The organism is Saccharococcus sp. Marseille-Q5394, assembly GCF_946901335.1.
Lineage (GTDB): Bacteria > Bacillota > Bacilli > Bacillales_A > Planococcaceae > Sporosarcina > Sporosarcina luteola_C.
Genome location: NZ_CAMPPQ010000001.1, coordinates 2023156 through 2036090, shown reverse-complemented (window position 1 = coordinate 2036090; position 12935 = coordinate 2023156). Strand labels below are relative to the sequence as shown.

General features: G+C 45.1%; 11 protein-coding genes and 1 other annotated feature. Of the genes, 7 read left to right on the top strand and 4 right to left on the bottom strand.

The annotated features are described in order from the left end of the window. Window positions 1–182 precede the first annotated feature (182 nt). Both metG and OC538_RS09765 read right to left on the bottom strand, forming a co-directional pair. Window positions 183–1829: a methionine--tRNA ligase gene (metG, locus tag OC538_RS09770; RefSeq protein WP_262174820.1), complete on the bottom strand. Its 1647-nt coding sequence runs from the start codon at window positions 1827–1829 to the stop codon at window positions 183–185. A gap of 55 nt (window positions 1830–1884) precedes the next feature. Further along, window positions 1885–2142 (bottom strand) — a binding site (T-box leader). Between the two features lie 53 nt (window positions 2143–2195). After that, on the bottom strand, window positions 2196–2384 hold the full coding sequence (locus tag OC538_RS09765; RefSeq protein ID WP_251693106.1) for a hypothetical protein: 189 nt from the start codon (window positions 2382–2384) through the stop codon (window positions 2196–2198). A 417-nt stretch (window positions 2385–2801) separates the two neighbouring features. Here OC538_RS09765 and OC538_RS09760 point away from each other — a divergent pair, with 417 nt between their 5' ends. From OC538_RS09760 to OC538_RS09745, 4 genes are all read left to right on the top strand, one after another. After that, the gene (locus OC538_RS09760; protein ID WP_251693108.1) at window positions 2802–3491 is read left to right on the top strand and encodes a response regulator transcription factor; all 690 of its coding nucleotides are present in this window, start codon (window positions 2802–2804) and stop codon (window positions 3489–3491) included. Beyond that, window positions 3469–3648, top strand: a complete 180-nt coding sequence (locus OC538_RS09755; protein WP_251693110.1) for a hypothetical protein — start codon at window positions 3469–3471, stop codon at window positions 3646–3648. Before OC538_RS09760 ends, OC538_RS09755 begins: the two co-directional genes overlap by 23 nt. Beyond that, complete coding sequence (locus OC538_RS09750; RefSeq protein ID WP_262174813.1) at window positions 3648–5849, top strand: sensor histidine kinase; 2202 nt, start codon at window positions 3648–3650, stop codon at window positions 5847–5849. Before OC538_RS09755 ends, OC538_RS09750 begins: the two co-directional genes overlap by 1 nt. Window positions 5850–5980: 131 nt before the next feature. Then, on the top strand, window positions 5981–7015 hold the full coding sequence (locus OC538_RS09745; protein WP_262174811.1) for a potassium channel family protein: 1035 nt from the start codon (window positions 5981–5983) through the stop codon (window positions 7013–7015). Here the strand turns inward: OC538_RS09745 and OC538_RS09740 are convergent. After that, the gene (locus tag OC538_RS09740) at window positions 6984–7634 is read right to left on the bottom strand and encodes a CPBP family intramembrane glutamic endopeptidase (RefSeq protein WP_262174810.1); all 651 of its coding nucleotides are present in this window, start codon (window positions 7632–7634) and stop codon (window positions 6984–6986) included. The genes OC538_RS09745 and OC538_RS09740 overlap by 32 nt on opposite strands. Before the next feature lie 188 nt (window positions 7635–7822). Between OC538_RS09740 and OC538_RS09735 the strand changes: the two genes are divergently transcribed. Beyond that, the gene (locus OC538_RS09735; RefSeq protein WP_262174808.1) at window positions 7823–8158 is read left to right on the top strand and encodes a hypothetical protein; all 336 of its coding nucleotides are present in this window, start codon (window positions 7823–7825) and stop codon (window positions 8156–8158) included. Window positions 8159–8238: 80 nt separating this feature from the next. Then, the gene (locus OC538_RS09730) at window positions 8239–8703 is read left to right on the top strand and encodes a DinB family protein (protein WP_262174806.1); all 465 of its coding nucleotides are present in this window, start codon (window positions 8239–8241) and stop codon (window positions 8701–8703) included. Window positions 8704–8755: 52 nt separating this feature from the next. Here the strand turns inward: OC538_RS09730 and OC538_RS09725 are convergent, their stop codons facing one another. Then, on the bottom strand, window positions 8756–9592 hold the full coding sequence (locus tag OC538_RS09725; protein ID WP_262174804.1) for a TetR/AcrR family transcriptional regulator: 837 nt from the start codon (window positions 9590–9592) through the stop codon (window positions 8756–8758). Between the two features lie 99 nt (window positions 9593–9691). On the opposite strand from OC538_RS09725, the gene OC538_RS09720 reads away from it, so the two are divergent. Then, window positions 9692–12778 (top strand): efflux RND transporter permease subunit, encoded by a 3087-nt coding sequence (locus OC538_RS09720; protein WP_262174802.1) that lies wholly within the window; start codon window positions 9692–9694, stop codon window positions 12776–12778. The last annotated feature ends 157 nt before the right edge of the window (window positions 12779–12935 follow it).

The following is a 12935-nucleotide window of genomic DNA, read 5'->3' as shown; positions in this document are numbered from 1 at the left end:
AGTTTACCACCGATTCTTGGCAAGTTACCACCGCTTTGCGCGACTTTACCACCGATTCTCGTCCAGTTATCACCGAATTGACCGCGTTTATCACCGATTCTCGTCAGGTTATCACCGAATGCTTATAATTACCTTCCATTCTCAAATGAAAAAACCTTCTCAAACTATGAGAAGGTCAGAATTCATTGCACCCCTATAGACTTATCCCTCAATCGTTCCAATTCCACGTCAATCTGCTCGACATCAATCCGTTCAAACAGTGGTTTGACATGTGACAATGTCAATTCACCAATTTCGATTTCCTTCCATTCAGGCTTCCGCAGTTTCAGCATCGCTTGCACGTCCTCGCTCGAAAACGGCAGGAAAGGGGAGAGGAGCTGTGCCAAGTTTGCGATGACATATGCGCATGTAGCCATTGTTCGCCCACATGCTGCTTCGTCATCCTTGATCTGCACCCAAGGCTTTTCATCATCGAAGTATTTATTAGCCCGGCGAATGAACTCAAAAATCGTTTCGATCGCTTCTTTGAAGTGTCCTTCTTCAATTCGTTCGCCGACTTTGGAATAAAGCCCCACGACTAATTCCTTTATTTCCAAATTAATCTCCGCAACCGGCACAACCCCGGCATACGATTTCTCAATAAACTTCAATGTCCTGTTTACGAAATTTCCGTACGCCCCCAAAAGCTCCGAGTTATGGCTATAAATGAACTCGCGCCATGAAAAATCTGCATCCCTGCCTTCTGGAGCGTTCGCAGTCAGGAAATACCGCACCGAGTCAGGATGATAACGTTCCAAAATATCCGGTACCCATACCGCCCAGTTTTGGCTTGTCGAGAATTTCCGCTTTTCCAATGTCAAATATTCATTAGAAATGACATGGGTCGGCAATGCGTTCTCCTTGCCAATTCCCATTAGAATAGCTGGCCATATAATCGTATGGAAGGGGATGTTGTCTTTACCATGCACATAGTAGGAGACCGTTTCTTCGTTCCAAAACTCCTCGAAATCCACGCGGTTCAAAGCCGCCCATTCCTGGCTCGCGGAATAATAGCCCGTCACCGCCTCAATCCACACATATACCTTTTTCTCCTCATAGCCCCTGACAGGTATTCCGACACCGTTCGCCAAATCCCTGGACGCAGCCCGATCACGGAGTCCTTCCCGTAAATAGCGCTCGGATTGGTGAATCGCATTTTCGCGCCATCTTCCTTCTGCTTTTGCTCCACCGACATACTTCTCAAGTTCATCTTGAAAAGAACTTAATTTGAAATAAAAATGCTCCGTCTTCCGCACGGTCGGTTCGTTCCCGCAAAGCTTGCACGTGCGCTCAGTTAAATCAAGCGGATCTAAAATCGAGCCGCAATTGTCGCACTGATCGCCTCGTGCACGACTTCCGCAGTGAGGGCAAATGCCTTCGACAAATCGATCTGGAAGAAAACGCTCGTCGACCTCGCAATACGTCTGTTCGACTTCTTTTTTGAAAATAAAACCACGGTCCAGTAACGTTAAAAATACATTGCGGACGACTTGATGATGAAATCTTCCGTCTGTCCGCGTGTAAATGTCATACGAGAATCCCAATCTTGAAAAGCAAACGATAAACTCCGTATGGTAACGGTCTGCAATTTCCTTAACAGACACCCCTTCGGCATTTGCCCGGATTGAAATAGGAGTCCCGTTGCAATCACTTCCTGAAGCATAAAGAACCTTCTCGCCTTTCAACCGGTAATACCTCGCCAAAATATCCCCCGGCAGCAGCGCCGCGATATGTCCCAGATGCAACGACCCATTCGCGTACGGCCAAGCCCCTCCGATAAAAACACTCATTTTCCTTCCCCCTCAAAATAAAATGAAAAAAACCCCGTCCCTATCGATAAAAACCGATAAGGACGGGGTCTATCACCCGTGGTACCACCTTACTTCGCAACCAATTCACACTGATTGCCTCCAAAAGTACGCGCTGAAAAAGCGTTATACTCTGGCAAGGATAACAAGTGCCAACTCGTCGCATCCTACTGGTCCGAAGACGTTCAGTGCGCGGCTCAAGGATCATGTTCAAAAGATTTGTCCGCTTCATTTCCACCGACAGAAGCTCTCTAGGCGACATCCTCTTCCTACTTTTCCCTCTCATTGCCTTTAGTAAGATGTAGTTGAAATGATTATAATCATTTTATTCGAATAAATCAATAGCAATTACCAATTGGTCGGTGGCCGCTTTTGGTCGTTCTTATCTTCATCTGTCTTGTTATTTTTATTTTTCACGTTATCGTTCTTCCCGATTACACCCATATCATCAGGGCTGATATCAAAGCCATACCCGAATTCCTCTCGATCCAATGTATTGCCTTTTTTAATTTTCTTCTCTTTTGCCAAGTCAATCACCTCCCGGTATAGGGGAAGCATGGACTTTTTGGGGTGGATTATAACAAGAGGGAGAAAAGTAGACCGTTCTAGGCGAAGGTATTAAGTGTTATCACCGATTCGCAAGCGGTTATCACGGGGACTTGGCCGACTTTATCACCGAATCTCAGGCAGTTATCACCGCTTCGGCCGACGTTATCACCGACTTTACCTGGTTTATCACCGATTCGCTGCAACTTGATTGATTTTCATGGCAATTTCAAAGCCTGCAAAAGCTTATCACCACTCACACCTAGTTTATCACCACTCAACAATGTAACAGGCATAATTCTTAAGTCAACAACTCTCCATCTTAAGAATTTCTTCATAATTCCCCTAACGGAATGTTAAGATTTACCCACTACAATTGGTATCATAGAGGAAAGTGAGGTGCGGATGATGGCGAAGTTTACAGTGCTTGTGGCGGATGATGATAAGGAGATCCGTGACGGGATTGAAATTTATTTAAAAAATGAAGGATACAACGTTTTGAAAGCAGCGGATGGAAAAGAGGCGCTCGACCTGCTCACAACAAATGAAGTCCATTTGCTCATCCTCGACATTATGATGCCAAATATGGATGGGATTACGGCGACGTTCAAAATCCGGGAGGCGCAAAACATTCCAATCATCATGCTGAGTGCGAAGGCGGAGGATTCGGATAAGATTCATGGATTGTCGGTCGGCGCGGATGATTATGTGACGAAGCCATTCCACCCGCTTGAGTTGATGGCACGAGTGAAGTCGCAGCTGCGCAGGTATGTTCAGTTTGGCACATACGATGGTCAGAAAAAGATTGAGATTGACGGATTGGCGTTAGATGAGGACGCGAAAGAGTTATCGGTTGATGGGAAACCGGTAAAGCTGACGCCGATTGAATATAAGATTACGGAATTACTCATGAAAAACGCGGGGCGTGTGTTTTCGATTAATGAGATTTACGAGCGAGTGTGGAATGAAGAAGCGTATAATGCGGAAAACATTGTGGCGGTCCACATCCGTAAAATTCGCGAAAAAATCGAGGCGGATCCAAAAAATCCGAGATATGTAAAGGTGGTGTGGGGCATTGGCTACAAAATCGAAAAGTGATTGGGGCATCGTATTTTCGGTGTTCTCCATCTGTATCGCAATCGTAAGCATCGGCTATTGTTTCCCTTACATCATCGATATGTTCGAAAACGGTTGGGAACGATCAACACGAGCCATCGCCTATTTTTCGCGCATCATTAGAGGAGGCACAGCCTGATGAAGAATAAAGTACTTCTATTACTATGGGCTGCGCTAGTAACGATTATGCTGCTCGCCAGTCTTTCATTTGCAAGACAAGGAACAGCGCTGATTGGAAAGGATTTCTCCGATTTCGATGACTTCGCTTGGCGGCTCGATGAGTTTTACAACACTATAGGTTCGACAGTGCTTAACCCGATTGACGTGGAAGAGACGAAGAAAAATATTACCGTCTCAGACAATGAAATCGAAGATCACCGGAATCGCTACGGTACACTTTCAGACCAACTCTCCAATATCCATGACCAATATGCGCAGAGGATAGCGGATGCGAAAGATGCTGGAAATGAAGTGTTGCAAAGCACGTTGATCGAAGAACGGGACATGAAACTTGCGGATATCCGGAAGAACTTCGAGAGCGATGCACATGTTGAGGCGAAAATTCGCAAAGAAAAAGAGAAAGCATTAGTTCAATATTTGAATGAAATCAAATCAAATTCATTTTCATTGCCGGTTGCTTATGAATTCAAGGACGTTGAAACGGGGGAAAGGTTTTCTTCTGGAGATGTTTCAGTACCTGCGATTTATAAAAAGCAATTTAATGCCGCAAAGGGCTATTTTAAAGCGAATTCATTGCCAGGGCATAACGATGGATGGGTAAAGACTTCTATTGATCAAAAAGACATTATGTTCCCAGACACAGAGGTCACAATAATGAATTCCGTGAGAACGTTTGAAGGCACTGTCATTATTCCGAGGACAGCAGTTGCAAAGGGTGGCGCCCTCTATTGGCAATACAGGGATTTCAATAAAGGGAAGCTTGCCATGTTCATCTTTTGGATCATTGGCCTCGTTGCCCTCGTTGCATTAGTCACTGTCATGAAATTTCAGAAGGAATGGGTAACAGGGACCGGAATTTCGGTTTGGTATGCCAATTTAAAAATCGATGTAAAGGCTGCAGCACTTATTATGTCAGCCCTCATTTTAGTTGGATATCTCAACAGCGAGTCCTATACTCTGCCGGATTTCTTTACGTATCAAAGGTTGGGTAGATGGGGTGCTGGACTGACTTCCTTCTTTATTGGCGGCGTCATCATGACTGCCTTGCTAGCATTCCAGCTTGTAAATGGTGTGGAACGATGGGAGAAAAAAGGGATATTGGCAAGAGATATAAAAAACAGTTTCACGCTCCAATTTCTTAAAGCGTGGCGTGAAATGTTCCTTAAAAGATCGATCGGCGTTCAGTCGTTCATCCTGCTTATCGGATTTTTCTTAGCGGGAATCGGATTCATTGTCGGTCTTATGGATGGGTCCTTATTCATCCTCTACACATTTTGCGTCATATTTCTTGGTCTTCCTGCCCTCTATATGTTCGTCCGGCGTTCTGCGTACTTGAACCGGATCATCATTGCGACGGAACAGATGGCAGCAGGGCGTTTGAATGAAGATATTAAAGTCGAAGGCCGTTCACCGCTTGCAGAGCACGCGAAAAACCTGAACAATCTCCGTGAAGGCGTGCGGGTTTCCATGACCGAGCAAGCGAAAAGTGAGCGATTGAAAACGGAATTGATTACAAATGTGAGTCATGATCTGCGGACGCCATTGACATCGATCATCACATACACCGATCTTTTGAGGGATGAAACGATAACACCGGAGGAACGTGCGAAATATGTCGACATACTTGATAAAAAATCGCAAAGACTGAAGACGCTTATCGAGGATTTATTCGAAGTGTCAAAAATGGCAAGCGGCAATCTGGAGTTACATAAACAGCGTGTCGATTTGACGCAATTGCTACAGCAAGCACTTGCGGAACATGCCGAAGATATTACCGATTCCGGTCTCGACTTCCGGACGGCGCTTCCAGACGATATGCTTATCGCTTATGTAGACGGTCAAAGATGGTGGCGTGTCCTCGATAACTTGATCGTGAATGCTATCAAATATTCGCTCCCGGGCACTCGCGTGTATGTAACACTCCGAAAAGTAGGGGAGTCTGCAGAATTTGTCGTAAAAAATATTACGAAATATGAGCTTGGGGAAAATGTTGATGAGCTGTTTGAACGTTTCAAGCGTGCCGATACATCACGTCATACCGACGGCTCGGGTCTCGGATTAGCAATCGCGCAATCAATCGTTGACATGCACGGTGGAATTATGAAAATCGATCTTGATGGCGATCTGTTCAAAGTGACAGTTACAGTACCGACAAAATAAACAATCCGCATGCGCTTCTGAGAATAATTGGCAGGCATGCGGTTTTTTTATTTGTGAAGATCGACTAAAGGTTTACAACCGACCAACCAAAGGAATACAAATAGAAAAACTTTTGTGCGGAGGTGGCCGGTTTGTATAGCCGATGGATGGATTTGGACAGGCGATATAAGCGGGTCATTTTTCTGATTGGTATAATGGCGCTTCTGCTCGTCGTAGCTACGGTTGGATTCATGTATTTTGAAGATTTATCCCCATTCAATGCCTTTTGGATGACAATCATTTCAGTCATGACAATCGGCTATGGAGACATTTATCCGACGACGGAAGGAGGCCGCTGGTTTGCCTTGTTTCTTGTGCCGCTAGGAGCGGGAATCGTGACATATGCACTCGGGATCGGGGCTTCCTATTTCATCGAACAGCAATTATCGAATAGGGTGTGGGTGAGAAGGATGGAAAAACAAATTGCCAATTTAACTGACCATATCATCATCTGCGGTTTCGGGCGCGTCGGTCGGCAAGTGTATAAGCAATTAAAGGAGGAAGGCGTTCAGATTTTAGTCATTCATGACAATGAAAGTGATTTGCTGGAAGTCGTCGAACCGGGCACTCTTCGTCTGATCGGCGATCCAACTGACAAAGCTGTCTTGCTGCAGGCACGTGTCGATCAAGCCCGTGCACTTATCACCACTTTATCCAATGACGCCGATAATGTTTTCATCACTTTGACTGCGAAGAGCATCAACGAGGATATAGTCATCTCGGCACGTGCGGAACGGGATGACTCGGAGGATATATTGGAAAAAGCGGGCGCGGATAGCGTCATTAACCCGTCTATCATCGGGGGCAGGGAGTTGGCGATGTCTATCATGAAACCGAACGGCACCGACTTCATCAATGATCTGATTCGATCGGAAGAAAAAGAGTTCATGGTCGGGGAAGTTGCACTGGATCATACGGAACCGTTTATCGGAATGACAATCGAGGACGCGAACCTGCAGAAACACTTTGAAATCACCCTCGTCGCGATTTTACGGAATGAAGAACTGCTTAGCAATCCGGATTTGAATGAAAAATTTCAGCAGGGGGATACATTGATTGTCATCGGCAATCCGAAAAAAATCGAGCATTTCCGTGTCAATAAAAATAAAGGATATACACCCCGATAAATAGTATGCCAAGATCCGCGAACATATGGATGATCCAAGACGGCAGGATCGTGCGGCATTTTTCATTCACAAGCTGAAAGATCAACCCGCCTGCCCAAAGTCCGCCGACAGCTAGCAGTAAAATCGGCAATGTGAACCAAGGTAAGAAGATTGCGATATGGTAAATAGCGAAAAAGAACGGCGGCAGGATGAACCGCATTTTTGACTGTCCGAATAGGTTAGGCAGCAATCCGCGAAAAAAGAATTCCTCAATGACCGAGTTTCCGATTAAAATATATAGTGCGATGAACGGGAATACGGCAGGTGTAATGCCGGATTGCAGCAAGTCGTCCCGCACAGAAGCGATGTCAATGAACTGTTGCAATAAAAGGTAGGCCCCGATAATGAGCGCCATGATCGATATTCCTAAAATGAAAGCGAGTCGCATGCTCTTTCGGTCAGCTTTCCGGAACCGGAGAAATGGAAACTTGGTGGCACGGAATAGGATCAAAGGGATTGCAAGAAATAGCATCACCTTTGCGACAGTTTTAACTTCGTACGTTACACCGACACTTTGCTCAATCCATAACAACAGCAAAATGCTGAGTATAGGAAAGATAACTCCGAACCATTTTTGCATCCAATCACCCCACGATTTTCTCCGTTACTATTCTATGTAACTTTGACGTCTTAAATAGAAAGATGTTTCATTTGCGAACTATTTTGAAAGACTAGGTTTACAACTAAACAGCGGCGGGTATAGATGAAAACCACCTCTCGCCTCGCGAGGGATTTCCTTGTTTGATGAGAGAAAAAGGAGGAATCCATATGACGATTGTTGATGGTAAATATCCGAACAAAAAGGACTTGGAACCGAAAATCCTGCATCCTGGAAAAGGGATTGGACCTACGTACGAACTGCCTTTGGCGGATCCTGCCGACTCGAACTGGACACATGAATTTCGTAAAAATGCACAAGACAGAACAGGCATACATGACCCATCCGCTTATAGTGAAAATAAGCCGCTAGTCGATGAATTCCAACTGATGGGGAATGAAGTGCCTTTGGAAATGCAGACGGATGAAGATCGGGAATTCAACAGTATGACCCGAGAAAAGTGGAACAGCCAAAAGAGAAATGACAAACCGATAGATTTAACATAAAGTGGACTCCGTACAGCGGATGTCCGCTTTTCCTTTTTCATTCCCTATTATAGTATGATGAAGTAAAGGGGGAATTGGAAATGTCAACAATTGAACAATTGAAATTTGCAAGGATGTATACGATGGGGCGTTTATCACAGGTGAAGGAAGATGCATGGGACAAGCAACCGACTGGGTTCAATAATACAATCCGTTGGAATGTAGGGCATATTTATTGCTCGTTGGAAAATTTTATCGCGACAGCCCTGCCATCCTACGAGCCGCAACACAAAGAGTGGAATGCCTTTTTTGAAAGAGGGACGAGCCCTGCGAAATGGGAAGGTCAAGCCCCTGCTAAAGAGGAATTGCTTGCAGCTCTAGAGGAACAGTTGCCGCGTGTCGTTCAAGCATTGGAAGGCAGTCTTGACCAAGTGCTGCCTGAACCGATTAAAATTGGCGACATGTTAACGATGGGAACAGTCGACGCAGTCATGCAATTTGCTATATGGCACGAGGGACTGCATGCAGGTGTCATCCATGGATTGAATCGGGCGATTGGAGAATAAATAAAGACGATAAACGCTTTGTAAGCTTGAATAGCTACCAAAGCGTTTTTGTTTACTTTATTCCAAAATGCCTCCGCAGTAAATAAGCCACCCATTTGCAATGCGGATGTTGGCGGATATTCTCCAATAATCCCTTCACGATTGCCGGATGCAGCGCCGGCTCCAACAGCTCCTGCTTCAAGAGGATCAACGACTCTTTTTCGATCGAATCCTCCATATCCTCAATATTCTTTTCCACGATTTCAACAATCTGAGCCAATGTACGCTCTTCATTCAAAGGCTGATCGATCATCTGAATCAATTCATCTGAAATGAAGGAAAGTGTCATGTTTTTAGCTAGCAGATCCGTCTTTTCAACGAGGGATCGTGCGAGCAGATCCAAGTCGATCGGTAATTTATACAGCAGGAATAATTCGGAATAGGTGTTCATGAAGCCTTTAATACAAAACGCTAAATCGTATTTTAAGTCATTGGCTTGTTCGCCATATAATCGATCAATCATAGATAGGATTATTTTTTCAAGAGATTTATTGTAATTATGAAGCTTTGTGAACAGCTCTTCATTGAATGATTGCGTCGGTTCCTTCATGAGAATCTTGGCGAAATCGGAATGTTTATTGAACGATTGAAACGTCGTGTAATAGAAATTATATAATAAATCGGCGTCATTCTGCTCGTGATTGACCACGTAGTCAATGTCCGCAGTGAACTGTCTCATAAAGTGATCGATCAACGCGACAATCAGCTCGTCTTTCGACTTGAACGATAAATAGAAAGCTCCTTTGGAAATACCGCAATGGTCAGTTATTTGTTGGACAGACGTCGCTTCAAATCCTTGCTTTGCAAAGAGCTCCAAAGCTTTCTCCATAATCAGTTGTTTTTTTGTCATATGTTCAAATCGCTCCTATGCTAATTCTTGACAATTGACCGTATAGTCATTAGTATGAAGAAATGAGTCAAAACTGTCAATGTAGGGGAAGGTGTAAGGGTGAAAGGGTTAGTCAATTTTGTTCTTAAGAATAAATTAGCAGTATGGTTACTCACCATTATTATAACAGTGTCGGGGGTTTATTCGGCAACGCAAATGAAAACAGAGACGCTGCCGGATATTTCGATTCCGTATTTAATGGTGATGGGCGTCTATCCCGGTGCAACGCCGGAACAGGTCATGGAGGAAGTCTCTGTACCTATCGAGAGGGCGATAGAGAACTTAGATCATGTGAAATCTGTCTACTCCAATTCATATTCTAATATGTCCAGCATTCAAGTGGAATACGATTACGGCATCGACATGGACGAAGCCAAGCGGGAATTGGCGTCCGCGATGGATTCGCTATCCTTGCCTGAAGGTGCGCAGGAACCGATCATCACAGCGATCAGCATGAATATGATGCCTGTCGTTGCGCTAAGCGTGAGCAGTACAACCGAAGATATTGTTGAACTGACATCTACTGTCGAAGACATTTTGCTTCCGAAAATTGATAAGATCGACGGCGTTGCATCTGCGACGATTTCGGGGCAGCATATCGAAGAAGTGGAGCTTACGTATGACGAGGAAAAAATGGCTCAGCTTGGTTTGAAAGAAGACGGCATTAAGCAAATGATCCAAGCGAGCAATATGGAAGTTTCACTCGGCCTATTTGAGTTTGAGGAAGGCGAGCAAGCTGTCGCTGTCGACGGCAAGTTCATGACAATTGATGAGCTGAAGGGCATGCTAATCCCTGTCACGCCTTCAGAGGCAAATCCATCGCCATTCGTTAAACTAAGCGATGTTGCAACGATTGAAAAAGTCGGCAAGGTGCAGTCTGTTTCACGTACAAACGGTAAAAATGCGATTGCAATTCAAATCGTTAAAGGACAACGTGCGAATACGGTCGATGTTGTAAATGACGTGAAGAAGTTGATGAAGGAAGAAGAAAAGGCGCTTGAAGGCTTAGTCGTCGATGTATCACTTGACCAAGGAGAACCGATTGAGCACTCTGTATCGACGATGGTTGAAAAAGCGCTTTTCGGTGGTTTGATTGCAATATTGATCATTCTACTCTTCTTGCGTGATTTCAAGTCTACAATTATCTCTATCGTTTCAATTCCAGTTTCAGTATTTATGGCGTTATTGCTGCTGAATTGGATGGATATTACGCTCAATATTATGACGCTCGGGGCAATTACAGTCGCGATCGGCCGGGTCATCGATGACTCCATCGTCGTTGTGGAAAATATATACCGGCGACTTCATTTGAAAACTGAAAAGCTGTCAGGCCGCGCGTTAATTCGCGAAGCAACGATTGAAATGTTTAAGCCGATCATGTCTTCGACGCTTGTTACGGTTGCGGTATTTGCACCGCTTATCTTTGTAGGCGGCATGGTAGGGGAGCTATTTTTGCCGTTCGCATTGACGATGTCGTTTGCGCTTGGTGCTTCATTGCTCGTCGCGATTACAATCGTGCCGGCATTGTCCCATTTCCTATTTAGGAAAAAGCTTTATGGTGAAAAGAAGGAAAGCCAACATAAAGAAGCCGGTAAAATGGCGAACTGGTACAAAGGCGTTTTAAGCTGGTCATTGAATCATAAAGTCATAACGTCGATCATCTCCGTCGTTCTATTGGCGGGTAGCCTAGGGCTCATGCCGCTGATAGGCTTCAGTTTCTTAGGAAGCGATGAAGAAAAAGTGATGTACATTACGTACACGCCTGCAACGGGTGAGCTGCAGGATGAAACGTTGGCAAACGTTGAAGTTATCGAAAAGGAAATGCTGAAACGCGATGATATCGACATTGTTCAATTATCGATTATGGACAGTGCGGATCCGATGACCGCGATGATGGGCGGAGGGTCGAATGGTGCGCTTATGTATCTCATCTTTGACCCGGATATGGAAGACTTCCAAGGAGCTCGTGCAGAGGTTGAAGACTATGTATTCAACATCGGCCAATCCGGAGAATGGAAGAGCCAGGATTTCAGTTCCATGGGAATGTCCACAAATGAAATCAGCTACTCGTTCTACAGTGAAAATTTAAGCAGCCTAAAGGAAGCTGTCCAGCAGGTTGAAAAAGTCATGGGAGATAACAAAGGCATTGAGGATGTCTCTTCAAGTGCAGAGGATGCGTACGTTCAGTACACATTGAAAGCAACGCAGGATGAGTTGTTGCAGCATGGGTTGACGACTGGGCAAATCATCATGATGCTTAACCCGTCAAGAACGCAGGAAGTTGTCACGACGGTCGGTAAGGATCGAGATGAATTGGAAGTTGTCGTGAAACAGAAGGCGACTCAACAGCCGAAATCGATCGATGACATGCTGGAACAGGAAGTTCCGACGGCAATGGGGACGACAATTAAACTTTCAGAGTTAGTGAAGGTGGAAGAGGGGTCGACTTTCAATACGCTGGACCGGAGCAAAGGCCAATATTATGCCACTGTTTCCGGTAAGCTCGTTGACGCGGATATTTCGAAAGCGACTTCTGAAGTCGACAAGGCGATTGCCGAATTGGATCTGCCGAAAGGCGTTGCATTCGATACGGCAGGTGTCGCGGCTGACATGGAAGAAGCATTCACACAGCTCGGCATCGCAATGCTTGCGGCGATTGCGATTGTCTACTTCATCCTCGTTGTGACGTTCCGTGAAGGTGTCGCACCGTTTGCGATTTTGTTCTCGCTTCCGTTTGCAGTGATCGGTTCATTTGTTGGTCTGTTAATCGCAGGCGAAACGATTTCCGTTCCGGTCATGATGGGTCTGTTGATGTTGATCGGTATCGTTGTCACGAATGCGATCGTACTCGTGGACCGAATCATCCGGATGGAACGTACAGGATTGAAAATGCGTGAAGCTATACTGGAAGCGGGTGCAACTCGTTTACGTCCAATCCTTATGACAGCGATCGCTACAATCGGCGCCCTCATTCCATTGGCAATCGGAAATGGAGCAGGCGGCGGATTGATCTCGAAAGGTCTCGGCATCACAGTTATCGGAGGTTTAGTCAGCTCCACATTGTTGACGCTGATCGTCGTACCAATCGTGTATGAAATCTTGTCGAAGATGTTCAAGAAGAATCGTTTAGATTTGGAAGAGGATTAATAGGTGGAGCAGAAGAAGGAGCAGAAACTTGTTCCTTCTTCTGTTTTTTGTGGAATCGCGACCGAGAAACTGGCCTGCGTCCAAAGAGGTGGCTTCCGCGTCCAAAGAGGGTAGTTCTACGTCCAAAGAGACAAGATGTAATAGACTAATAGGTTTA